At 61.0% G+C, this 22,435-nt stretch carries 23 protein-coding genes; 21 read left to right on the top strand and 2 right to left on the bottom strand.

Going from position 1 to position 22,435, the window contains the following annotated elements; translation table 11 throughout:
• Positions 1-212: 212 nt before the first annotated feature.
• Positions 213-974, top strand: coding sequence for an SDR family oxidoreductase (locus ACL0K2_RS05730; RefSeq protein WP_045162745.1), 762 nt, complete (start codon positions 213-215; stop codon positions 972-974).
• A gap of 18 nt (positions 975-992) precedes the next feature.
• On the opposite strand, the gene ACL0K2_RS05725 is transcribed toward ACL0K2_RS05730, so the two are convergent.
• The gene (locus ACL0K2_RS05725) at positions 993-2,192 is read right to left on the bottom strand and encodes a benzoate/H(+) symporter BenE family transporter (protein WP_045162744.1); all 1,200 of its coding nucleotides are present in this window, start codon (positions 2,190-2,192) and stop codon (positions 993-995) included.
• A gap of 284 nt (positions 2,193-2,476) precedes the next feature.
• Between ACL0K2_RS05725 and fliE the strand changes: the two genes are divergently transcribed.
• The 18 genes from fliE to flhB all read left to right on the top strand — a co-directional run bounded on the left by fliE (position 2,477) and on the right by flhB (position 18,000).
• A complete protein-coding gene (gene fliE / locus ACL0K2_RS05720; RefSeq protein WP_045162743.1) occupies positions 2,477-2,806 on the top strand; it encodes a flagellar hook-basal body complex protein FliE in 330 nt (109 codons plus the stop codon).
• Between the two features lie 15 nt (positions 2,807-2,821).
• Entirely contained in the window at positions 2,822-4,609 is a 1,788-nt protein-coding gene (gene fliF, locus ACL0K2_RS05715) for a flagellar basal-body MS-ring/collar protein FliF (protein WP_045162742.1), read from the top strand.
• Positions 4,602-5,621 (top strand): flagellar motor switch protein FliG, encoded by a 1,020-nt coding sequence (fliG, locus tag ACL0K2_RS05710; RefSeq protein ID WP_045162741.1) that lies wholly within the window; start codon positions 4,602-4,604, stop codon positions 5,619-5,621. Before fliF ends, fliG begins: the two co-directional genes overlap by 8 nt.
• A 16-nt stretch (positions 5,622-5,637) precedes the next feature.
• Positions 5,638-6,423, top strand: a complete 786-nt coding sequence (fliH, locus tag ACL0K2_RS05705) for a flagellar assembly protein FliH (protein WP_413043984.1) — start codon at positions 5,638-5,640, stop codon at positions 6,421-6,423.
• A complete protein-coding gene (fliI, locus tag ACL0K2_RS05700) occupies positions 6,413-7,771 on the top strand; it encodes a flagellar protein export ATPase FliI (RefSeq protein ID WP_045162739.1) in 1,359 nt (452 codons plus the stop codon). The genes fliH and fliI overlap by 11 nt, the downstream gene beginning before the upstream one ends.
• A gap of 3 nt (positions 7,772-7,774) precedes the next feature.
• On the top strand, positions 7,775-8,227 hold the full coding sequence (fliJ, locus tag ACL0K2_RS05695) for a flagellar export protein FliJ (protein WP_025242397.1): 453 nt from the start codon (positions 7,775-7,777) through the stop codon (positions 8,225-8,227).
• A 169-nt stretch (positions 8,228-8,396) separates the two neighbouring features.
• On the top strand, positions 8,397-8,702 hold the full coding sequence (locus ACL0K2_RS05690; RefSeq protein ID WP_045162737.1) for an STAS domain-containing protein: 306 nt from the start codon (positions 8,397-8,399) through the stop codon (positions 8,700-8,702).
• Complete coding sequence (locus ACL0K2_RS05685) at positions 8,703-10,409, top strand: SpoIIE family protein phosphatase (RefSeq protein ID WP_413043983.1); 1,707 nt, start codon at positions 8,703-8,705, stop codon at positions 10,407-10,409.
• A gap of 78 nt (positions 10,410-10,487) precedes the next feature.
• Positions 10,488-10,796, top strand: coding sequence for an Hpt domain-containing protein (locus tag ACL0K2_RS05680; protein ID WP_045162791.1), 309 nt, complete (start codon positions 10,488-10,490; stop codon positions 10,794-10,796).
• A 133-nt stretch (positions 10,797-10,929) separates the two neighbouring features.
• The gene (locus ACL0K2_RS05675; RefSeq protein WP_413043982.1) at positions 10,930-12,165 is read left to right on the top strand and encodes a flagellar hook-length control protein FliK; all 1,236 of its coding nucleotides are present in this window, start codon (positions 10,930-10,932) and stop codon (positions 12,163-12,165) included.
• 342 nt (positions 12,166-12,507) lie between these two features.
• Complete coding sequence (fliL, locus tag ACL0K2_RS05670; RefSeq protein ID WP_413043981.1) at positions 12,508-13,041, top strand: flagellar basal body-associated protein FliL; 534 nt, start codon at positions 12,508-12,510, stop codon at positions 13,039-13,041.
• A 12-nt stretch (positions 13,042-13,053) separates the two neighbouring features.
• Positions 13,054-14,025: a flagellar motor switch protein FliM gene (gene fliM, locus ACL0K2_RS05665; protein WP_045162733.1), complete on the top strand. Its 972-nt coding sequence runs from the start codon at positions 13,054-13,056 to the stop codon at positions 14,023-14,025.
• A gap of 39 nt (positions 14,026-14,064) precedes the next feature.
• Positions 14,065-14,532 (top strand): flagellar motor switch protein FliN, encoded by a 468-nt coding sequence (gene fliN, locus ACL0K2_RS05660; protein ID WP_045162732.1) that lies wholly within the window; start codon positions 14,065-14,067, stop codon positions 14,530-14,532.
• 1 nt (position 14,533) lies between these two features.
• Positions 14,534-14,953 (top strand): flagellar biosynthetic protein FliO, encoded by a 420-nt coding sequence (gene fliO / locus ACL0K2_RS05655; RefSeq protein WP_045162731.1) that lies wholly within the window; start codon positions 14,534-14,536, stop codon positions 14,951-14,953.
• Positions 14,953-15,729, top strand: coding sequence for a flagellar type III secretion system pore protein FliP (gene fliP, locus ACL0K2_RS05650; protein WP_413043980.1), 777 nt, complete (start codon positions 14,953-14,955; stop codon positions 15,727-15,729). The genes fliO and fliP overlap by 1 nt, the downstream gene beginning before the upstream one ends.
• Positions 15,730-15,741: 12 nt before the next feature.
• Complete coding sequence (gene fliQ / locus ACL0K2_RS05645) at positions 15,742-16,011, top strand: flagellar biosynthesis protein FliQ (protein WP_019340606.1); 270 nt, start codon at positions 15,742-15,744, stop codon at positions 16,009-16,011.
• A gap of 36 nt (positions 16,012-16,047) precedes the next feature.
• Positions 16,048-16,827 carry a flagellar biosynthetic protein FliR gene (gene fliR / locus ACL0K2_RS05640; RefSeq protein ID WP_045162729.1) on the top strand — a complete coding sequence of 260 codons (780 nt, stop codon included), beginning with the start codon at positions 16,048-16,050 and terminating at the stop codon, positions 16,825-16,827.
• A gap of 36 nt (positions 16,828-16,863) precedes the next feature.
• Positions 16,864-18,000: a flagellar biosynthesis protein FlhB gene (flhB, locus tag ACL0K2_RS05635; RefSeq protein ID WP_045162728.1), complete on the top strand. Its 1,137-nt coding sequence runs from the start codon at positions 16,864-16,866 to the stop codon at positions 17,998-18,000.
• 222 nt (positions 18,001-18,222) lie between these two features.
• On the opposite strand, the gene sodC is transcribed toward flhB, so the two are convergent.
• Positions 18,223-18,744 carry a superoxide dismutase [Cu-Zn] SodC gene (gene sodC, locus ACL0K2_RS05630; protein WP_413043979.1) on the bottom strand — a complete coding sequence of 174 codons (522 nt, stop codon included), beginning with the start codon at positions 18,742-18,744 and terminating at the stop codon, positions 18,223-18,225.
• Positions 18,745-18,979: 235 nt separating this feature from the next.
• Between sodC and flhA the strand changes: the two genes are divergently transcribed.
• Complete coding sequence (gene flhA / locus ACL0K2_RS05625; protein ID WP_239611884.1) at positions 18,980-21,100, top strand: flagellar biosynthesis protein FlhA; 2,121 nt, start codon at positions 18,980-18,982, stop codon at positions 21,098-21,100.
• Between the two features lie 16 nt (positions 21,101-21,116).
• The gene (gene flhF / locus ACL0K2_RS05620) at positions 21,117-22,394 is read left to right on the top strand and encodes a flagellar biosynthesis protein FlhF (RefSeq protein ID WP_413043978.1); all 1,278 of its coding nucleotides are present in this window, start codon (positions 21,117-21,119) and stop codon (positions 22,392-22,394) included.
• Positions 22,395-22,435: the final 41 nt, after the last annotated feature.

Raw genomic sequence — 22,435 nt, 5'->3', positions numbered from 1 at the left:
GAAGCCTCTGGTGTGTGCAAAAGCTTGGTGTAGCTCGCAGAGGTCATCACTGCAAGCAAGGCGGGAATGTTGGAATGCAGTGGCATCTGCCTGAGTGATATAGCCAGCCCGGGCTTAATCGGAGCAGAGGATGGCGGTATAACCATGACCAGCGTTTGGCTTGTAGTCACTTTTGGACTCGACGCCTTCTTTAAATCGATAGGGTATCCAGCATGAGCATGTGTTTTTCCGGTCAGGTTGCGTTGGTTACTGGAGCTGCTGCGGGAATTGGCCGCGCGACGGCGCTGGCGTTCGCCGAGCAGGGGCTGAAGGTGGTCGTGGCAGATCTGGACGAGGCGGGTGGCGCAGCCTGTGCCGAAGCCATCCGCAAGGCGGGGGGAGAGGCAGTGTTCGTGCGCTGCGACGTGACCCGCGATGACGATGTCAAAGCGATGACCGAGCAAGCGGTGGCTGCTTACGGTCGTATCGACTATGCCTTCAACAATGCGGGCATCGAGATCGAACAGGGTCGCCTGGCCGAAGGCAGCGAAGCCGAGTTCGACGCCATCATGGGCGTCAATGTCAAAGGTGTCTGGCTATGCATGAAGCACCAGTTACCGCTGATGCTGGCTCAGGGTGGCGGCGCCATCGTCAATACCGCCTCGGTTGCGGGTCTGGGAGCGGCACCGAAGATGAGCATTTATTCGGCATCCAAGCATGCCGTCATCGGTTTGACCAAATCGGCGGCGATCGAATACGCCAAGAAGAAGATCAGGGTCAATGCTGTCTGTCCTGCCGTCATCGACACCGACATGTTCCGCCGCGCCTATGAAGCGGATCCGCGCAAGGCCGAATTTGCCGCGGCGATGCATCCGGTCGGGCGTATCGGCAAGGTCGAGGAAATCGCTGCGGCGGTGCTTTACCTCTGCAGTGATGGCGCCGCGTTCACCACCGGCCATGCGTTGGCGGTCGACGGCGGTGCGACCGCTATCTGAACCCGTTGACCGCAGCGCTCAGCCCGCAGTTTTGCGCCCATTGACGATCAGCAGCGTCAACACGCCCGCCACCAGTCCCCACAAGGCGGAGCCGATGCCGAACAGGGTCAGGCCCGATGCCGTGACCATGAACGTGATCAACGCTGCCTCGCGCTCGCGCGGCAGTTGCATCGCCTGGGTCAAACCGCTGCCGATCGAGCCGAGCAATGCCAGCGCCGCGATGGATAGCACCAGCGCCGGCGGGAAGGCGGCGAACAATGCGGCCAGGGTTGCGCCGAAAATGCCGGCAATACCGTAGAACAGACCGCACCAGACCGCCGCAGTGTAACGTCGGGACGGATCCGGATGGGCCTCCGGCCCGGCGCAGATGGCCATGGTGATCGCAGCCAAGTGGATGCCATGGGAACCGAAGGGGGCGAGCAGAACCGACGCGATACCCGTGACGGAAATCAGCGGCGAGGCGGGCGCCTGATAGCCCTCGGCGCGTAATACGGCCAGCCCCGGCATGTTCTGCGACGCCATGGCAATAACAAACAATGGTATGCCGATGCTGAATACCGCGGCGAAGGACAACGCAGGCGTGGTCCACACCGGTATCGCAACCTCCAGGCTCAGGCCACCGAAGTCGAGCAGGCCCAACCCACCGGACAGCACACAGCCGACAATCAGCGCCGAGAGCACCGCGTAGCGCGGCAGCAGACGCTTGGCCAGCAAATAGCTGAAGAACATCCCGAGTACGAGCACGGGCTGTACGTTCACCGCGCGAAAAATCTCGCTGCCGATATTGAACAGCACGCCGGCCAACAGTGCTGCCGCCAGCGACGCGGGCACCTTGCGCATCAGGCGTTCGAAGCTGCCGGTGAGTCCGCACAGCGCTATCAGTGCCGAACTGAAGATGAACGCGCCGATCGCTTCGCCATAGGGAACGCCGGGTAGGCTGCTGATCAGCAGCGCCGCGCCGGGCGTTGACCAGGCGATCACCACCGGCGTCCGATAGCGCAGCGACAAGCCGATGCTGCACAGCGCCATACCGATCGATAGGGCCCAGATCCAGGATGAGATTTGTGCGCTGCTGAGGCCCGCCGCTTGGCCGGCCTGAAACATCAGCACCAGCGAGCTGGTATAGCCGGTGAGCATGGCAATGAAGCCGGCCACGACGGTTGAGGCTGAGCTGTCCTTGAGAGGCCGAAGCAAGGGCGTGGTAGCGGTGACGGTCATCGGGTCTGGATCCGGTTCAGGGGCGAAAAGACGCTGTGTATCTGGAGCAAGGGCGGAGGCCGTTGCGCACGATCTTTGCTTGACGCGCAGGCTATGACAGGCAACGCACGGCGTCGCGGTACAGCCGTAAGCGGGATCAGCGTAACAGTGCCGCCGTGCCGAATACCGTTTGTCTCCCGTTTTCGTACCGGCCTGGCTGCTGATCCGAACACTGGCATCGATGTTGCTATTCACATGGTGCTTGCTGCGAAGCGTCAAAAAAACCGCAGCTGTTGGAGGAAGAGATGAGCCAGGGTATTGAATTCAATCGCTTGATGCTGGAAATGCGGGCCATGCAGACCGATGCAATGGCACGCTCAAAGCCCGTGACCGCCACTCCAGAAGTGGGCGCTCCGAGCTTTTCCGACATGCTCGGCCAGGCCGTCAACAAGGTGAACGAAACCCAGCAAGCCTCCAGTCAGTTGGCCACCGCGTTCGAGATGGGGCAGGGCGGTATCGACCTGACCGACGTCATGATCGCGTCGCAGAAAGCCAGCGTTTCCTTTCAGGCCATGACCCAGGTGCGTAACAAGCTGGTCCAGGCGTATCAAGACATCATGCAGATGCCGGTTTAAGGCAGGGTTTGAATAATGGCTGAAGCGCTTAGCAAGGTTCCAGTGCCGGTTGATTCGGACGCTCCGAAAAAGCCCCTGCTGGGTCTGTCTTTCCTGGAAAATCTTTCCGAAATGTCGATGCTGCGGCAGATCGGCCTGCTGGTCGGGCTGGCTGCGAGTGTCGCCATCGGCTTCGCCGTGGTGCTCTGGTCGCAGCAGCCGGACTATCGCCCGTTGCTCGGTAGCCTCGCCGGGATGGATGCCAATCAGGTCATGGAGACCCTGGCGGCGGCCGATATTTCCTACACCATCGAGCCCACCTCCGGTGCTTTGCTGGTCAAGGCCGATGATCTTGCCCGTGCGCGGCTGAAGCTCGCCAGCGCCGGCATAGCGCCGACCGATAGCAATATCGGCTTCGAGATTCTCGACAAGGAGCAGGGCCTCGGCACCAGCCAGTTCATGGAAGCCACCCGCTACCGCCGTGGCCTCGAAGGCGAATTGGGCCGCACCGTGTCCAGCCTCAATAACGTCAAGGGCGCCCGCGTGCACCTGGCGATCCCGAAAAGCTCGGTGTTCGTGCGTGACGAGCGCAAGCCCAGCGCGTCGGTGCTGGTAGAGCTCTATCCGGGCCGCAGCCTTGAGCCGAGCCAGGTCATGGCGATCATCAACCTGGTCGCCACCAGCGTGCCTGAGCTGACCAAGTCGCAGATCACCGTAGTGGACCAGAAGGGCAATCTGCTGTCGGACCAGCAGGAGCTCACCGAGCTGAGCATGGCCGGCAAGCAGTTCGACTATAGCCGTCGGATCGAGAGTCTCTATACCCAACGCGTACAGAGCATTCTGCAGCCGGTGCTGGGCAACGGTCGGTACAAGGCCGAAGTGTCCGCCGACGTCGACTTCAGCGCCGTCGAGTCGACTTCAGAAACCTTCAATCCGGATCAACCGGCGCTGCGCAGCGAGCAGAGCGTCAGCGAGCAACGGCAGAGCAGTCTCGGGCCGCAGGGTGTTCCGGGCGCGCTGAGCAACCAGCCGCCAGGCCCGGCGACCGCACCGGAAAATGCACTAGCCGGACAGGCCGCCGCTGCCGGCGCCATCGCCTCTGGACAACCGTTGCTCGACGCCAATGGTCAGCAGATCATGGACCCTGCGACCGGCCAGCCCATGCTGGCGCCGTATCCGGCCGACAAGCGCGAGCAGGCGACCCGCAACTACGAGCTGGACCGTTCGATCAGTCACACCAAACAGCAGCAAGGCCGCCTGCGCCGTCTGTCGGTTGCCGTGGTACTCGACGACCAGGTGACGGTCTCTGCTGATGGGCAGACTACACGTGTTCCGCGGACCGCCGAAGAATTGGCCCGCCTCACCCGGCTGGTTCAGGACGCCGTCGGTTTCGACGCCAGCCGTGGCGACAGCGTCAGCGTGATCAACGCGCCGTTCGCTACCGACTCGCTGGATGAAACCTTTATCGACGTCCCGTTCTATTCGCAGCCGTGGTTCTGGGACATCGTCAAACAAGTACTCGGGGTGCTTTTCATACTGGTGCTGGTATTCGGGGTGCTGCGGCCAGTCCTGAACAATCTGACCCAAGCCGGGAAAGGCAAGGAGCTTCAGGCTGTTGGCGGCGATGCCGCGTTAGGCGAAATGGACGGTATGGATGGTGCGCTGTCCAGTGATCGGGTCAGTCTGAGCGGGCCACAGAGCATCATGCTCCCGAGCCCGACCGAGGGGTACGATGCGCAATTGAATGCCATCAAGAATTTGGTAGCTGAAGATCCGGGCCGGGTGGCTCAGGTCGTCAAAGAGTGGATCAACGCCGATGAGTGATGCACGAGTTCCCGCCAACAAGCTGAACAAGGTCGACAAGGCCGCGATCCTGCTGCTCTCGCTGGGCGAAGCCGATGCGGCGCAGGTCCTGCGTCATCTCGGTCCAAAGGAAGTGCAAAAGGTCGGTACTGCGATGGCGCAGCTGCGCAACGTGCAGAAGAACCAGATCGAACAGGTCATGGGTGAGTTCGTCGAGATCGTTGGCGATCAGACCAGCCTTGGGGTTGGTTCGGATGGTTACATACGCAAGATGCTCACCCAGGCGCTGGGTGAGGACAAGGCTGGTGGCTTGATCGATCGCATCCTGCTGGGCGGCAACACCAGCGGTCTGGACAGTCTGAAATGGATGGAGCCGCGTGCGGTCGCCGACGTGATCCGCTACGAGCACCCGCAGATCCAGGCGATCGTGGTGGCCTATCTGGACCCCGACCAGGCGGGCGAGGTGCTGTCGCATTTCGACCACAAGGTGCGGCTCGATATCGTTCTGCGCGTATCCTCGCTCAATACGGTCCAGCCGGCGGCGCTGAAAGAACTCAACTTGATCCTGGAGAAACAGTTCTCCGGCAACGCCAATACCACTCGCGCTACGCTGGGTGGGGTCAAGCGCGCCGCGGATATCATGAACTACCTCGACAGCTCGGTCGAAGGCCAACTGATGGACGCCATCCGAGATGTCGACGAAGATCTGTCTTCGCAAATCGAAGACCTGATGTTCGTCTTCGACAACCTGGCCGATGTCGACGACCGGGGCATCCAGGTGTTGCTGCGCGAAGTATCCTCGGATGTGCTGGTCATGGCGCTCAAAGGCGCCGACGAAGCGATCAAGGAGAAAATCTTCAAGAACATGTCGAAACGCGCGGGCGAATTGCTGCGCGACGACTTGGAAGCCAAGGGGCCTGTACGCATCAGCGAAGTCGAAGGCGCACAGAAGGAAATACTCACCATTGCCCGCCGCATGGCCGAAGCCGGAGAGATCGTCCTCGGTGGCAAGGGTGGCGAAGAAATGATCTAAATCTAAGTGAGCTGCAATGTCCAAGGAAAACCCCAGCGACGTAATCCGCGCGAAGGACGTCAATGTCTTCGATCGCTGGGCGCTGCCAAGCTTCGATCCGCTGGGTGCGGAGCCGCAAGAGCCTGAGGCGACTGTCGAACCGGCCGCCGAAGACCTGTCGCGCAGCGAGGATGTCCCCGTCGAGGAAGTCAAACCCTTGACACTCGACGAACTTGAGGCGATCCGTCAGGAGGCCTATAACGAAGGTTTCAGCACGGGCGAGAAAGATGGCTTTCATGCCGGCCAGCTCAAAGCTAGGCAGGAAGCCGAAGCGGCGCTGGCGCCCAAGCTGGGCAGCCTCGAGCAATTGATGACGCAGTTGCTCGAGCCCATCGCCGACCAGGATCGTAATCTCGAACACGCCATGGTCACGCTGGTCAGCCAGGTTGCTCGCGAGGTGATTCAGCGCGACTTGCTGATCGATTCGAGCCAGATCCGGCAGGTGCTGCGCGAGGCTCTGAAGCTGCTGCCCATGGGCGCCAGCAATGTGCGCATCGCCATCAATCCGCAGGATTTCGAGCTGGTCAAAGCGCTTCGCGAACGCCACGAAGAGACGTGGAAGATCGTCGAGGACAGCGACCTGCTGCCCGGCGGCTGCCGGATCGAGACCGAGCAGAGCCGGATCGATGCCAGTGTCGAAACGCGCCTGGCTCAGGCCATCAAGCAGCTGTTCGAGCAACAGCGCGAAAACGCCACCAGCCCACCGGAAGCTGACCTGCATCTGAACCTGGATACGGATTCGGAGAGCGCTGATGCGCCTTGAACGAACCAGCTTTGCCAAGCGTTTCGAAGCGTACGGCGAAGCGATCAAGCTCCCCAGCCAACCGATCCTCGAGGGTCGGTTGTTGCGCATGGTCGGCCTGACATTGGAGGCCGAAGGGCTGCGCGCCGCCGTCGGCAGCCGTTGCCTGGTGATCAACGAAGACAGCTATCACCCGACGCAGGTCGAGGCGGAGGTGATGGGCTTCTCCAGCGGCAAGCTGTATCTGATGCCGGTCGGCAGCCTCGCCGGCATCGCTCCCGGTGCGCGGGTCGTGCCGCTGGCCAATACCGGCCGTCTGCCCATGGGCACCTCGATGCTCGGCCGCGTGCTCGACGGTGCCGGCCGCGCGCTGGACGGCAAGGGTGGGATGAAAGCCGAGGACTGGGTACCGATGGACGGCCCGGTGATCAACCCGCTCAAGCGCCACCCGATCAGCGAGCCGCTGGACGTCGGCATTCGTAGCATCAACGGTTTGCTGACTGTCGGCCGCGGACAGCGTCTCGGCCTGTTCGCCGGTACCGGTGTGGGTAAATCGGTGCTGCTTGGGATGATGACGCGCTTCACCGAGGCCGATGTCATTGTGGTCGGGCTGATCGGCGAGCGGGGCCGTGAGGTCAAGGAGTTCATCGAGAACATCCTTACCGAAGAGAGCATCAAGCGCTCGGTGGTGGTTGCATCGCCTGCCGACGATGCGCCCTTGATGCGTTTGCGCGCGGCGATGTACTGCACGCGCATCGCTGAATATTTCCGCGACAAGGGCAAGAACGTATTGCTGCTGATGGATTCGCTGACCCGTTTCGCCCAGGCCCAGCGCGAAATTGCCTTGGCCATCGGCGAGCCGCCGGCGACCAAGGGCTATCCGCCCTCGGTCTTCGCCAAGCTGCCCAGCCTGGTGGAACGCGCCGGAAACGCGGAGGAGGGCGGTGGCTCGATCACCGCGTTCTACACCGTACTGTCCGAGGGCGACGATCAGCAGGACCCGATCGCCGATGCGGCGCGAGGCGTGCTCGACGGGCACATCGTGCTGTCACGTCGGCTGGCGGAGGAAGGGCACTATCCAGCGATCGACATCGAAGCGTCCATCAGTCGGGTCATGCCACAGGTGGTCAGTCCCGAGCATGTCCGTCACTCGCAGCGCTTCAAACAGCTGTGGTCGCGCTATCAGCAGAGCCGCGATCTGATCAGCGTCGGCGCCTACGTGCCCGGCGGCGATCCTGAAACCGACCTGGCCATCGCCCGGCAGGCGGAGATGGTTCGCTATCTTCGACAGGGTTTGGACGAGGCCGAACACTTGGCCCATAGCGAGGCACTGCTGGCCAGCGTATTCAACGCCAAGGCGGCGAGCTAAACCTTGTCGGCGAGCCGTGCCGCGCGCCTGGCGCCCGTAATCGACATGGCTGAGCGCGCCGAGCGCGACGCCGCGAGACTGTTCGGGCAAGGTCAGGCGCAACTGTCCCAGGCCGAAGCCAAGCTGGGCGAATTGCGCCAGTATTTCGGTGACTACCAGCAGCAGTGGCTGAGTCAGGGCAGTCAGGGTGTCTCCGGTCAGTGGCTGATGAATTACCAGCGATTCCTTTCGCAGCTCGAGTCGGCCATAGGCCAACAGCAGCGCAGCGTCGACTGGCATCGCAACAACCTCGACAAGCTCCGCGAGCAATGGCAGCAGCGCCGTGCACGTCTGGATGGTTTGCGCAAACTGGTCGAACGCTACCTGCAGGAAGCACGAACGGCGGCCGACAAGCGTGAGCAGAAACTCCTCGATGAATTTTCGCAACGGCTGGCGGGCCGACCTAAACAGGATTGAAGCTTGCTGAGCGGGGGTTTGGGTGCTACATCTTCATCAGCCTGTTTGCTACAGCACGCCTGGTTACTGATGTCGCCGGCACCAACGGTCGAGGTGCCGTTTTGACGATGCACCAGCGCCGTCCAGCCAATATGGCAGTCAAGTTCTCGCATTGGATCAGGAGCGCTACATGACCATCAGTTCACAGCTATCGGCAGATGGACAGGAGCTGACTATCACCATTCAAGGGCGCTTCGATTTCAACACTCATCAGGCCTTTCGCGACGCCTATCAGCGTACCGGCAACACGCCCAACCGTTATGTAGTCGACCTCAGCGGCGCGACCTATCTCGACAGTTCAGCACTCGGCATGTTGTTGCTGCTACGCGACCATGGCGGCAGCGACAAAGCCGACATTCGCCTGATCAACTGCAATCCGGATGTGCGAAAGGTTCTTTCGGTTTCCAACTTCGAACAATTGTTCGCGATCGCCTGAATGCCTCGCCGGCTCTCCATACTCATCGCCGAGGATGGCGCGGCCGATCGCATGCTGCTCGCCGCCATCGTCGGTCGCCAAGGGCATCGCGTGACCACCGTATCCAATGGCGCCGAAGCGGTACGGCGCTTCGAAGGCGAACGGCCGCAACTGGTGTTGATGGATGCACTGATGCCGGTGATGGACGGGTTCGAGGCTGCTCGGCAGATCAAGCGCCTGGCCGGCAACGAGCTGGTGCCGATCATCTTTCTCACCTCACTGACGGAAAACGAGGCCTTGGTGCGTTGCCTCGAAGCAGGCGGCGACGACTTCATCGCCAAGCCCTACAACCCGATCATCCTCGAAGCGAAGATCCAGGCCATGCATCGCCTGCGTCGTTTGCAGGCCACGGTGCTGGAACAGCGTGATCTCATCGCTCGGCGTAACCAGCAACTGCTCGACGAGCAGAACGCGGCCAAGGCGATCTTCGACAAGGTGGCTCATGCCGGCTGCCTGAATGCCCCAAACATCCGCTACCGGCAGTCGCCGCGCGCCCTGTTCAACGGCGATCTGTTGCTGGCTGCGCACGCGCCGGCCGGCAGGATGTTCGTGCTGCTGGGCGATTTCACCGGCCATGGACTGCCTGCCGCGATCGGTGCCATGCCGCTGGCCGAGACCTTTTACGGGATGACCGCCAAGGGCTATTCCAGCAACGAGATCCTTCGCGAGATCAATACCAAACTGAAACTGATCCTGCCCGTGGAAATGTTCTGCTGTGCCACGTTGCTGGATATCAACCTCGAGCAAGGCTCGCTGCGGGTATGGAATGGCGGATTGCCGGACGGCTATCTGCTCAGGGCTTCGGGCGGCGAACGCTTGCCGCTGCGCTCCCGACATCTGCCGCTTGGGGTGCTGGACGCATCCTCTTTCGATGACAGCTTCGAGACTTTGCCGCTGGCGATTGGCGACCGCCTGCTGCTGATGTCCGACGGGATTCTGGAAAGCTGCAATGCTGATGATGAGTTGTTCGGTGAGCAGCGGCTGCTGGCCGTCATGGACGCGAACCTGGAGCCCTGCGCACTGTTCGATGAAATTGAGGAGGCGCTGCTCGCCTTTCACGGTCAAATACTTGACGATATGAGCCTGGTCGAAGTGAGCATGATCGATCAGGCCGTCCAGGTTGCGTTTCAGCCGCTCGATATTTATCCGCTAGGTTCGCAACAGGTGCGGGCCAAGGATTGGTCGGTCAGCTTCGAACTTCGCCCGAGCAGCTTGCGCACGGCCAATCCTTTGCCGATGACGATGCAACTGCTGCTGCAGATCTCACCCCTGCGTCATCGTGCCGGCACCATATACACCGTGTTGACCGAACTCTACGCCAATGCGCTGGAGCACGGCGTGCTGTTGCTAGACTCATCGTTGAAGTGCGATGCCAACGGTTTTGCAAGCTACTATCAAGAGCGTCAACGGCGACTGGACGCGCTTACCGACGGCTTCGTGTCCATCGACCTGAGCGTCAAATCCGAAGACGCGAAGGGCTGTCTACGCATCGGCGTGCGTGACAGCGGTCCGGGGTTCGACGTGCAGGGAGTACTGAACAAGCAGTACTGCGCCGAATGCCTGGGAGGGCGGGGTTTGCGCATGATTAGCCGACTGAGCGATCACTTTTGTTGGCAACCGGATGGTAAGGCTTTGAACGTGGAGTTTCACTGGTCCGGTCATGCATAATTCGTCGTTTTTCCAGCCAGGAGCATATCCGTGGTCGATCACCTCGACAGCCGCGTACTGGCGTCCCTCCAGGATGTGATGGAAGCGGAGTATCCGGTACTGCTGGATACTTTTCTCGCCGACTCGGAAGAGCGGCTGCGTCTGTTGCAGAGCGCCGGCCGGAGCGGTGATGCGGAAAATCTGCGTCAGGCTGCCCACAGCTTCAAGGGCAGTTGCAGCAATATGGGTGCGGCGCTGCTGGCGGAACTTTGTCGCGAGCTGGAAGAAACCGCACGGCTCGAACTGCTCGATGCTGCGTGCGAGCTGATCGAACGCATTGAGCGCGAGTTCGCCATCGTACGAATCCTCTATCGAGCCGAACGCCAGCGTTATGGCGGGTCTGGCTGATGTCGTGGCGCGCTGACGCGCTCCATGAAAGCCTTCAGGGAAGCTATCGAGCTCTTTCGTAATTGATCAGCTATGTCGCTGGCCTGGGTTTTGCTTTAGGAGATGCACGTCATCATCCTGAGCGGAAAGACCCATGGCCGTTTCCCCCGATCTGTTACTCAATATCAAGGCACCCACCGCTGCCGTCAAGGCCGCGAATGCCTCCACCAAGGCTGCCCCTCAAGCCAGTCGGGACGAGCCTTCCAGCTTCGCCAACGTCTATGCCAAGGAGCGTCAGGCCAAGCCGGTCGAACGTCACGAAAGCGCAGCGAAGCCTGTCCGTGACAAGCCGGCAGGCGAAAAGCCGAGTCAGGAAACCGCCGAGGCTAGCGGCACCGAAAAGCCGGTCACGGCTGAAGCCGGCAACGAATTGCCTGTCGAGTCCGAGGACGGGGACTTGCAAAATGCTGAGACCGAACTCGATCCGCTCCTGCTGTTCGGCATGGGCGGGCAAGGGGATATCAGCGCGGAGCCGGCCGCGCCGCCCCTGACCGGCAATGAGTTCCTGGTTGGCCTGGCACAAGCGACGGCAGCGGCTACGGCGACAACAGAGGAGAGCGAAGGGGAAGGTGATACGGCACTGGCCGGGCAGCGTTCGGTGGAACTCCAATCTGCCGCCCAGAAGAGCCCCTTCTCGAATCTCCTCCTGCCGGATGAAGCGTCCGCAGACGTCGATGATGCGCTTCCGGCGAGCTTGATTGCGGGTGAGGAGCTCGGTGAAGATTCTGACGAGCCCTCGCTCGAAGAGGGCTTCAGCGAGCTACTCGACAAGCTTGATGTGCCGAAGGAAAGCCGCACTAGCGCCAGCGACGCTGCGATTAACCGGCTCAATCCACTGACACAGGCGATTGCTCAGCAGAATCAGATGCAGGCACAGCGGCCAGCCATGGTGCCGGGACAGCCAGTGCAGATGCAGCAATCCGGCTGGAGCGAGGCAGTGGTCGACAGGGTGATGTGGTTGTCCAGCCAGAACCTCAAATCCGCCGAAATCCAGCTCGATCCGGCGGAATTGGGGCGTATGGAGGTTCGTATCGACATGCACAAGGACCAGACCCAGGTGACCTTCCTCAGTCCTCATGCGGGTGTCCGTGACGCACTGGAAGGGCAGATGCACCGGCTAAGGGAAATGTTTGCACAGCAGGGCATGACCATGGACGTGAACGTTTCCGACCAGTCCCGCGGCTGGCAGGGTGATCGCGGCGGCGAATCGCGGGGCAGGAGCGTGACCGGCTCAGCCGCTGGCGGGGACGAGGAGAGCGTTCGCGGCACGATGGAAATCAGCACCGGTCGCACCGGTGGCGACCGCGGTCTGGTTGATTACTACGCATGACCGTTGGCGTGGGTGTGGCTAGTCAGCGAGTCGATTTCTGCGCTTAAGACCCAGGTACTGCGTTGCTGCTCCCCCACTAAGGCTTGTCGCAGCGCTTGTCTCGGAACCTCGGTCATCCGAACTTGAGTGGAACCAACTAGCCGTACAGACCGCTAGTCACAGAGAACCGGGCTTCGCGCCCGGTTTTTTTGTATCAGTGGGGCGGTGGGCTCTTGGTCGCAAATTGGTGATCGGCGCATGGCAATCGTTTACGGCGCGCGCTGCCTGGCCGATACTTTGGCACAGCAGTTGCTCGTAACGCTTTGATGCGAGTGAAAACACTTGTGATGACGGATATTTGGCATGGCTAAGAAACAAGGACCCCCAGACGTAGCGAGTCCTGCAGCTCCAACCGAGGGGAAGGGCAAGCTGAAGCTGATTATCCTGATCGTACTCGGCGTGCTGCTGGCGGTCGGACTGTCGATAGGCGGAACGATCTACTTCATGTCCCGTGGCGCATCCGAACCGGCGCACACGGACGAGGCCGAGCATTCCCAGGCGGCGCCGCAGCGGCAGGCAGCGACCTATGAAGTGCTGGCGCCCGCCTTCATCGTCAACTTCGCAAACGTCGGTGGTCGCCAGCATTACATGCAGGTCAGCGTGGCGTTGATGTCACGTGATCAGGCTGCGCTCGACGCGTTGAAGGAACACATGCCGTTGTTGCGCAATCAACTGGTTATGCTGTTTTCCAGTCAGGAATTCGCCACCCTGGCCACGCCGGTCGGGCAGGAGATGCTTCGACAGCAGGCGACTGCTAGCGTCCAGGAGCTGGCGCAGAAGGAAATCGGCAAGCTTGCGATCGAGCAAGTGCTGTTCACCAACTTCGTATTGCAATAGGGGGCGTTGTAGATGGCTGTTCAAGACCTGCTCTCGCAAGACGAGATCGACGCGCTCCTGCACGGGGTCGACGACGGTCTGGTCGATACCGAAAGCGACGCCGAGCCGGGCAGCATCAAAAGTTACGACCTGACCAGCCAGGACCGCATCGTCCGCGGGCGCATGCCCACCCTGGAAATGGTTAACGAGCGTTTCGCCCGTTATACCCGCATCAGCATGTTCAACCTGCTACGCCGCTCGGCCGATGTGTCGGTGGGTGGGGTGCAGGTGATGAAGTTCGGTGAGTACGTGCATTCGCTGTATGTGCCGACCAGCCTAAACCTGGTCAAGATCAAGCCGTTGCGTGGCACCTCGCTGTTCATTCTCGATGCCAAGCTGGTGTTCAAGCTGGTGGACAACTTCTTCGGCGGTGACGGTCGGCACGCCAAGATCGAAGGTCGCGAATTCACACCCACCGAATTGCGCGTCGTACGAATGGTATTGGACCAGGCGTTCGTCGATCTGAAAGAGGCGTGGCATGCGGTGCTCGACGTCAACTTCGAATACGTGCATTCGGAAGTGAATCCGGCGCTGGCCAACATCGTCAGCCCCAGCGAAGTGGTCGTGGTGTCGACTTTCCATATCGAACTCGAAAGCGGCGGTGGCGATTTCCATGTGACGATGCCGTACTCGATGATCGAGCCGATCCGCGAAATGCTCGACGCCGGCTTCCAATCGGACGTCAGCGATCAGGACGAGCGCTGGGTGAATGCCCTGCGCGAGGACGTGCTCGATGTGAACGTGCCGCTCGGTGCGACGGTCGTACGGCGCCAACTCAAATTGCGCGACATTCTGAATATGCAACCGGGCGACGTGATTCCGGTGGAAATGCCCGAAGACATGATCATGCGTGCCAATGGCATGCCCGCCTTCAAGGTCAAGCTGGGCGCGCACAAGGGCAACCTGGCGCTGCAGGTGCTTGAGTCCGTATTGCGACCCCGTTGATTCAACTCCTAACTATTATCAGCCGGTCGAGGATTAGCGATGGCAGACGAACATGAAAACACTTCAGCCGAAGAACAGGCGCTTGCCGATGAGTGGGCTTCGGCGTTGGCCGAGGCCGGCGATGCCAACCAGGACGACATCGACGCGCTGCTGAATCAAGGGCCGGCAGCGGCTCCGGCGCCACCACGTGCGCCACTGGAGGAGTTCGGTAGCAGCCCGAAGGCGGCCGCAACGGCCGGTCTCGACGGCCCTAATCTGGATGTGATCCTGGACATCCCGGTGTCCATCTCTATGGAGGTCGGCAGCACCGAGATCAGTATTCGCAACCTGTTGCAGCTCAACCAGGGCTCGGTGGTCGAACTTGACCGGCTGGCGGGCGAGCCACTGGACGTACTGGTCAACGGCACCCTGATCGCCCACGGCGAGGTGGTGGTGGTGAACGAGAAGTTCGGCATCCGTCTGACTGACGTGATCAGTCCGAGCGAACGCATCAAGAAGTTGCGCTGACATGCGAATCCTGTCCTTCCTTTCGCTGCTGCTGGCCTTGCCGGTGATGGCCGCCGAACCCACGACAAGCATGAGCACTACCGGAATGGGCACGCAGATGACCAAGCTGCTGCTCGGTCTGTTGCTGGTGATAGGTCTGATCTTTCTGCTCGCCTGGTTGCTGCGTCGGATGCAACAACTCAACCCGCGCGGCAACCAGGCCATCAAGCTGATCTCCAGCCACGCGCTCGGCCCCCGCGAGCGTCTGGTGCTGGTCCAGGTCGGCAGCGAACAGGTGCTGCTCGGCTTGAGTGCGGGTCGCATCACGCCGCTGCACGTGCTTGAAGAGCCGGTTCATCTGCCGGACGCCGAACCAGCCAATCCGGAGTTTGCCCAGCGCCTGATGGAGCTGCTCGGCAGGGACCAGAAGGATAAGCACTGATGCTTCGATTGTTGCTGACGGTCCTGCTGGTATTGGCCGCGCCGTTTGCCTTGGGCCAGGATGCCGCAGGTGTGATCACTCAGGGCGATAACCCGCTGTCGATACCGGCGATTACCTTGAGTACCGATGCGCAGGGCCAGCAGGAATATTCGGTCAGCCTGCAGATCCTGCTGATCATGACGGCGCTGAGCTTCATCCCGGCGTTCGTCATGCTGATGACCAGCTTTACCCGGATCATCATCGTCTTTTCAATCTTGCGTCAGGCGTTGGGTCTGCAACAGACGCCGTCGAACCAGATCCTCGTCGGTCTGACGATTTTTCTCACATTGTTCATCATGGCGCCGGTGTTCGAGCGGATAAACAACGACGCGCTGCAACCCTATTTGAATGAGCAACTGTCGGCGCCGGATGCGATCGCGCGGGCCGAGGTGCCGTTGAAAAACTTCATGCTCGCGCAGACCCGTGAAAGCGATCTCGAATTGTTCGTGCGGCTTTCGCGGCGGACTGACATCCAGACGCCGGACGCCGCGCCGCTGACCATCCTGGTGCCGGCGTTCGTAACCTCTGAGCTGAAAACCGCCTTCCAGATCGGTTTCATGATCTTCATCCCGTTCCTGATCATCGATATGGTGGTGGCCAGCGTGCTGATGGCGATGGGCATGATGATGCTGTCGCCACTGATCATCTCGTTGCCGTTCAAAATCATGCTCTTCGTGCTGGTCGATGGCTGGGGCTTGATCATCGGCACGCTCGCCAGCAGTTTCGGCACGCTATAGGGGGAGGGCAGGATGACACCCGAAGTCGCGGTTGACCTGTTTCGAGAAGGCCTGTGGATGACTGCGATGATCGTCGGCGTGCTGGTGGTGCCGAGTCTGCTGGTCGGCTTGGTGGTAGCGATGTTTCAGGCGGCCACGCAGATCAACGAACAAACCCTGAGTTTTCTGCCGCGTCTGCTGGTCATGCTGATGACCCTGATCTGGGCGGGCCCCTGGCTGGTACGCGAGCTGATGGAGTACACGCAGGGCCTGATTCAGAACATTCCGCTGATCATCGGGTAGTCATGATGATCAGTGCATCCAGCAAGGCGCACGCCTGTGCTTGAACTCAGCGATGCGCAGATCGGCGCCTGGGTTGGGCAGTTCCTGCTGCCGTTGTTTCGCATCGCGGCGCTGTTGATGAGCATGCCGATCATCGGCACCCAGCTGGTGCCGATGCGTGTGCGGTTGTACCTCGCGATTGCCATCGCGGTGGTGCTGGTGCCAGCACTGCCATCGGTGCCGGTCGTCGAGGCACTGAGTGCGCAGGCCTTGGTATTGATCGCCGAACAGATTTTGATTGGCGTGATGCTGGGGTTCGTCCTGCAGCTTTTCTTCCAGGTTTTCATCGTGTCCGGTCAGATGCTGGCCATGCAGATGGGCTTGGGCTTCGCGTCGATGGTCGATCCGGCAAACGGCGTCTCGGTGCCAGTGATCGGCCAGTTTTTCAACATGCTGGTGATCCTGCTTTTCCTGTCCATGAACGGGCACCTGGTGGTGCTGGAGATCCTCACTGAAAGCTTCACCACGCTGCCGATTGGCGGTTGGCTGGTCGGCACCAACCATTTCTGGGAAGTGGCGGGCAAGCTCGGTTGGGTGCTGGGGGCGGGATTGTTGCTGGTTTTGCCTGCGATCACCGCATTGCTGGTGGTGAACCTGGCGTTCGGCTTGATGACTCGTGCGGCGCCTCAACTGAATATTTTCTCCATCGGGTTTCCGTTGACCCTGGTGCTCGGTCTGATCATCGTCTGGATCGGCATGGCTGACATCCTTGCGCAATACCAGACCTTCGTCAGCGAAGCGCTGGGCATGTTGCGCGAACTCATCGGGCTACGCTGATGCTATTGCCTTCTCAACCGTGTCCGGAGCCCTCGCATGGCTGAAAGCGAAAGCGGTGCCGATAAAAGCGAGGAACCCACGGAGAAACGCATCCGTGAATCCCGAGAAAAGGGCCAGCTTGCCCGTTCCCGCGAATTGAGCACCGTGGCAGTGACGCTGGGAGGAATTGGCGGGCTGCTGGCCTCCGGTGGTGGGCTGGCGGGGAGTCTGATGGCGATGATGCAGGGCAGCTTCGAGCTCAGTCGCGAGACGCTGTTGGACGAGGCCGCTATGGTGAGACTGCTGATGAGCAGCGGCATGATCGCGCTCGAAGCGGTCATGCCGCTGCTGATCGTGTTGCTCATCGTCTCAATTGTCGGTCCGATTTCTCTGGGTGGATGGCTGTTTTCGGCCAAGGCGATGGCGCCCAAGTTCAGCCGGATGAATCCCGGTCCCGGCTTGAAGCGCATGTTTTCGACCAAGGCGCTGGTCGAACTGCTGAAAGCGTTGGGCAAGTTTCTGGTGGTGTTGTTGGTGGCGTTGGCGGTGCTCAGCGCCTACCAGGACGATCTGTTGTCGATCGCCAAGCAACCGCTGGATCTGGCCATCATGCACAGCGTCAATGTGGTGGGCTGGTGCGCGCTGTGGATGGCCTGCGGGCTGATTCTTATCGCGGCAGTGGACGTGCCATTCCAGCTTTGGGACAACAAGCAGAAGCTGATGATGACCAAGCAGGAAGTGCGCGACGAATACAAGGACAGCGAAGGTAAACCCGAAGTCAAATCGCGGATTCGTCAGTTGCAGCGCGATGCCGCTCAGCGACGGATGATGCAGGCGGTGCCGGACGCCGATGTGGTCATCACCAACCCGACCCACTTTGCAGTGGCATTGAAATATGACGGCGCCAAAGGTGGTGCGCCGATGCTGGTGGCCAAGGGCGGCGATTTCGTCGCGTTGAAGATTCGTGAGATCGCCAGGGAACACCAGGTGACGGTGCTCGAATCCCCCGCATTGGCACGGGCGGTGTACTACTCCACCGAGCTCGAGCACGAAATCCCGGCGGGACTCTACTTGGCGGTGGCGCAGGTATTGGCGTACGTCTATCAGCTACGCCAGTACCGTTCCGGCAAGGGCAAGCGCCCCGATCCGCTGGGTAGCCTGCCGATTCCGCCGGACCTGCGGCGGGACGAGTAGCCGAAAAAAGCGCTGGAGGCTGGAGGCCGGAGGCTTAATGCCGAAGCGGAAGCCGAAGCTTGAGTGTGGGAGGCGCGCCCCGCGGCGAATGCGGGCTTGCTGGCTGCTGAAAGGCCAAAAGCTTCGGCCCGGGTCGGGCCTCCCACAAAAAGCAGTGCGTCAGGCTTTGCCCCACGGTCGAAGCTGTTTCCAGCCTTCCAGCCTTCCAGCCTTCACCTGCTCTTATTCAATCACCCCGCAGGCAACCCGCGCACCGCCGCCGCCGAGCGGCTGCGGATGGTCGGAATGGTTGTCGCCGCCCTTGTGAACCATCAACGCCAGGCCCTTGATGTCGCCGAGGCTTTTCAGGCGTGGTGCCAGCACCGGCTGATTGGCCTTGCCGTCGCCGTCGACCATCAACGCGGGTAAATCGCCCATATGCCCTTCACCCCAGGGCTCGCCATGTTTGCCGGTGTTCTTCGGATCCCAGTGACCGCCAGCGGCCCCGGCGGCAATGGTTTCGCCATCTTTCTGCGCGGGTTCGCAGCTGCCCTTGGCGTGGATATGGAAACCATGCGCGCCGGAGTCCAGGCCGGACAGCTCAGGGCGTAACACCAGTCCGTACTGGCTGCTCTCGATCTTGACGGTGCCGACGGACTCGCCAACACCCTCGGCTGTGACCGCCTTCATCGGCACGCTGAGGGTTTCGGCTTGTAGGCTCATGGCCGTGCAGCCGGCCAAGGCCGCGATGATCCACTGTTTCATGGCAAAACTCCTGTGTTGTCTGCGACGGCCGTGGCCGTCAGGGGTGTCGTGCGATGGCGTCGCGACGACATGCTTCCCGTGAGACTGTCCAGCGCCCGGTCGGTTCGAACACTGCCTCACTGCAGGCGTCTGGATCGGCAGCTGTAAGCCCTCGGCGAAGTTGGACCTCTTCTTGCTATAGCCTCGGCAGGGCGCGTTTTGCGTCAATTCTTTGTTCTGTTCTGACGGGGTGTACGTGGATCGCACGCAACTCATCAATATTCGTAACGGCCTGACCGGCGCGGGACGCGGCAACCTCGGCGTTCCGCTGCTGTTGCTCGTGATGATGGGCATGATGATGTTGTCGGTGCCGCCGTTCCTGTTGGACTTGCTGTTCACCTTCAACATCGCCCTTTCGATCGTGGTGTTGCTGGTCAGCGTCTACGCATTGCGGCCGCTGGATTTCGCAGTGTTTCCGACGATCCTGCTAGTCGCCACCCTGATGCGCCTGGCGCTGAACGTGGCCTCGACGCGGGTCGTGCTGATCAATGGTCACGAAGGGGGTTCTGCTGCCGGTCACGTGATCGAGGCCTTCGGCAACGTGGTCATTGGCGGCAACTACGTTGTGGGTATCGTGGTCTTCGCGATTTTGATGATCATCAACTTCGTCGTCGTCACTAAGGGTGCCGGGCGGATCTCGGAGGTCAGCGCGCGCTTCACCCTGGATGCCATGCCCGGCAAACAGATGGCAATCGATGCCGATCTCAACGCCGGTCTGATCGATCAGGCCGAAGCCAAGCTCCGCCGTGTCGAAGTGGCCTCCGAGGCGGACTTCTACGGCTCGATGGATGGTGCGAGCAAGTTCGTCCGCGGTGACGCCATTGCCGGTCTGCTGATCCTGTTCATCAACCTCATTGGCGGTGTTGGTATCGGCATGGCGCAGCATGGCATGAGCTTCAGCGAGGCTGGTCAGGTTTACGCGCTGCTGACCATCGGTGACGGCCTCGTTGCACAGATCCCTTCGCTGCTGCTGTCCACCTCTGCTGCCATCATGGTGACTCGCGTCACCAGCTCCGAGGACATGGGCCAGCAGGTCAACCGGCAGATGTTCGCCTCGCCGAAGGCGTTGGCGGTATCGGCGGGCATCATGATCGCCATGGGCCTGGTCCCTGGCATGCCGCACATGTCGTTTCTCGGTCTTGGTGCCGTTGCGGCCGGTGGCGCCTATTGGATCTGGCATCGTCAGAAACAAGTCAAGCAACAAGCCGAGCAGGAGGTGCAGAAGCAACAGGAAATGCTGCCTGCTCAGCGTGCCGCCGAGACCAAGGAGTTGGGCTGGGACGACGTGACGCCGGTGGACATGGTGGGTCTGGAGGTCGGTTATCGGTTGATACCGCTGGTCGATCGCAACCAGGGTGGACAGTTGCTGGCGCGGATCAAGGGTGTGCGCAAGAAGCTGTCGCAAGACCTCGGCTTCCTGATGCCATCGGTTCACATCCGTGACAACCTCGACCTGCTGCCCAATGCCTATCGCTTGACGCTGATGGGGGTGAGCCTGGCCGAGGCTGAGGTGTATCCGGATCGCGAGCTGGCGATCAATCCGGGGCAGGTATTCGGCCCGCTTAACGGTATCGCAGCCAAGGATCCGGCGTTCGGCCTGGAGGCGGTATGGATTGAGGCCAGCCAGCGCGATCAGGCGCAGTCCCTTGGCTATACCGTGGTGGACGCCAGTACCGTGGTGGCGACGCACCTGAACCAGGTGCTGCACAAGCACGCCCATGAGCTGCTCGGTCATGAGGAAGTCCAGCAACTGATGCAACTGCTGGCCAAGAGTTCGCCGAAGCTTGCCGAAGAGCTGGTGCCGGGGATGATTTCGCTTTCCACGTTGCTCAAGGTGCTACAAGCCTTGCTGCAGGAACAGGTGCCGGTGCGTGACATCCGGACCATTGCCGAGGCCATCGCCAACGTCGCCGTCAAGAGTCAAGATCCCGCCGCGATGGTGGCGGCGGTACGTGTCGCGCTCTCTCGTGCAATCGTGCAAAACGTTGTGGGACTAGAGCCGCAGCTGCCTGTGATCACCCTTGAGCCAAGATTGGAACAGATATTGCTCAATAGCCTTCAGAAGGCAGGACAAGGCTCGGAAGATGGCATTCTCCTCGAGCCCGGAATGGCCGAAAAGTTGCAGAGGTCCCTGGTAGAAGCGGCACAGCGTCAAGAAATGTTAGGTAAGCCGGCGATTCTGCTGGTAGCGGGTCCGGTCCGCGCGATGTTGTCGCGATTCGCCCGGCTGGCGGTACCGAACATTCATGTCCTGGCCTATCAGGAAATACCGGATAACAAGCAGGTCACCATCGTTTCCACGGTGGGTCAGAATTAACCGAGGGTTATAGGCCATGCAGGTCAAACGTTTCTTCGCAGCCGACATGCGTATCGCCATGAAAATGATTCGTGACGAGTTGGGCGCCGATGCCGTGATCACGGGCAACCGTCGTGTTGCTGGCGGCGTCGAGCTGACCGCTGTGCTTGATTATCCGATGGATACCGCGCCCAAGCAGCCAAACCCGGCGCTCGAAGCCGAGTTGCGCAAAACTCAGGCGCGAATCGCCGACGCTCATGCCGAATTGAGCGCACCGTCGCGCGTCCAGTCAGGCCAGGATCGTCAACTGCTTGACGAGAAACCTGCCGCAATGGCGCAGCCCAAGCCGGCCGCCGCTCCGGCAGCTGCCGATTCGCGTGCGATGGAAGCCATGCAGTCCGAACTGCAGGGGCTGCGTGAGCTGATCGAAATGCAGCTGGGTTCTATCGCCTGGGGGCAGGAGCAGAATCGTCGTCCGCAGCAGGCCAGCCTCTGGCGCCGTTTGCAGCGTATCGGGCTGCCGGCCGAGCTGTCGCGTACCTTGCTGGAGAAGGTTGCGACCGTGTCCGAGCCGCGCCAGGCCTGGCGTATGGTGCTGGCGTACCTGGCGCAAGCGATCAAGGTCAGCAAGGTCGAGCCGCTGGAAGAGGGCGGTATCATCGCGCTGGTCGGTCCGGCCGGTGCGGGCAAGACCACTACGCTGGCCAAGCTCGCGGCGCGCTACGTGCTCAAGCACGGCGCGCAGAGCATCGCGCTGGCGAGCATGGACAACTATCGTATCGGTGCGCATGAGCAATTGAAGACGCTGGGCCGCATTCTCGATGTACCGGTCATTCAAATCGATCCTACCCAGCCGCTGAGCAAGACGCTGGCACCGATGGCTCGCAAGCGTCTGATCCTCGTCGATACCGCCGGCCTGCCGGCCAGTGATCCGATGATGAATGTGCAGCTCGAAGCGCTGGCTGACCGCGGCATCAAATCGAAAAACTACCTGGTACTGCCGTCCACCAGCCAGAGCCAGGTGCTCAAGGCGACCTGGCACCACTACCGCCGTTGCGGGCTGGCGGGCTGTATTCTGACTAAACTGGATGAAGCCGGGAGCCTGGGTGATGTGCTTGGTCTGACCATCAGCCAGCATCTGCCCATCGCCTACCTCGCCGACGGGCCGCGTATCCCCGATGATCTGCACCTGCCGCGTAGCCACCAGCTGGTTAGCCGTGCAGTGAGTCTGCAATCCGAAGACAATCCCAGCGAGGAAACCATGGCCGACATGTTCTCCGGTCTGTACAACGGTTCTTCACGGAAGGTCGGGTGAACGCTTTGCTCCGTGACACATACAAAGATGGCGCGTTCGGG

The sequence above is a fragment of the Pseudomonas sp. YJ42 genome (assembly GCF_047225135.1).
GTDB lineage: Bacteria > Pseudomonadota > Gammaproteobacteria > Pseudomonadales > Pseudomonadaceae > Stutzerimonas > Stutzerimonas stutzeri_E.
Note: the sequence above shows the minus strand (reverse complement) of the source record. Positions and strands in the feature narration are given on the sequence as shown.

Coding starts and splice junctions, on each gene's coding strand:
- ACL0K2_RS05730 (WP_045162745.1), top strand. CDS start 213: ATGAGCATGTGTTTTTCCGGTCAGGTTGCGTTGGTTACTGGAGCTGCT.
- ACL0K2_RS05725 (WP_045162744.1), bottom strand. CDS start 2,192: ATGACCGTCACCGCTACCACGCCCTTGCTTCGGCCTCTCAAGGACAGC.
- fliE (WP_045162743.1), top strand. CDS start 2,477: ATGAGCCAGGGTATTGAATTCAATCGCTTGATGCTGGAAATGCGGGCC.
- fliF (WP_045162742.1), top strand. CDS start 2,822: ATGGCTGAAGCGCTTAGCAAGGTTCCAGTGCCGGTTGATTCGGACGCT.
- fliG (WP_045162741.1), top strand. CDS start 4,602: ATGAGTGATGCACGAGTTCCCGCCAACAAGCTGAACAAGGTCGACAAG.
- fliH (WP_413043984.1), top strand. CDS start 5,638: ATGTCCAAGGAAAACCCCAGCGACGTAATCCGCGCGAAGGACGTCAAT.
- fliI (WP_045162739.1), top strand. CDS start 6,413: ATGCGCCTTGAACGAACCAGCTTTGCCAAGCGTTTCGAAGCGTACGGC.
- ACL0K2_RS05690 (WP_045162737.1), top strand. CDS start 8,397: ATGACCATCAGTTCACAGCTATCGGCAGATGGACAGGAGCTGACTATC.
- ACL0K2_RS05685 (WP_413043983.1), top strand. CDS start 8,703: ATGCCTCGCCGGCTCTCCATACTCATCGCCGAGGATGGCGCGGCCGAT.
- ACL0K2_RS05680 (WP_045162791.1), top strand. CDS start 10,488: ATGGAAGCGGAGTATCCGGTACTGCTGGATACTTTTCTCGCCGACTCG.
- ACL0K2_RS05675 (WP_413043982.1), top strand. CDS start 10,930: ATGGCCGTTTCCCCCGATCTGTTACTCAATATCAAGGCACCCACCGCT.
- fliL (WP_413043981.1), top strand. CDS start 12,508: ATGGCTAAGAAACAAGGACCCCCAGACGTAGCGAGTCCTGCAGCTCCA.
- fliM (WP_045162733.1), top strand. CDS start 13,054: ATGGCTGTTCAAGACCTGCTCTCGCAAGACGAGATCGACGCGCTCCTG.
- fliN (WP_045162732.1), top strand. CDS start 14,065: ATGGCAGACGAACATGAAAACACTTCAGCCGAAGAACAGGCGCTTGCC.
- fliO (WP_045162731.1), top strand. CDS start 14,534: ATGCGAATCCTGTCCTTCCTTTCGCTGCTGCTGGCCTTGCCGGTGATG.
- fliP (WP_413043980.1), top strand. CDS start 14,953: ATGCTTCGATTGTTGCTGACGGTCCTGCTGGTATTGGCCGCGCCGTTT.
- fliQ (WP_019340606.1), top strand. CDS start 15,742: ATGACACCCGAAGTCGCGGTTGACCTGTTTCGAGAAGGCCTGTGGATG.
- flhB (WP_045162728.1), top strand. CDS start 16,864: ATGGCTGAAAGCGAAAGCGGTGCCGATAAAAGCGAGGAACCCACGGAG.
- sodC (WP_413043979.1), bottom strand. CDS start 18,744: ATGAAACAGTGGATCATCGCGGCCTTGGCCGGCTGCACGGCCATGAGC.
- flhF (WP_413043978.1), top strand. CDS start 21,117: ATGCAGGTCAAACGTTTCTTCGCAGCCGACATGCGTATCGCCATGAAA.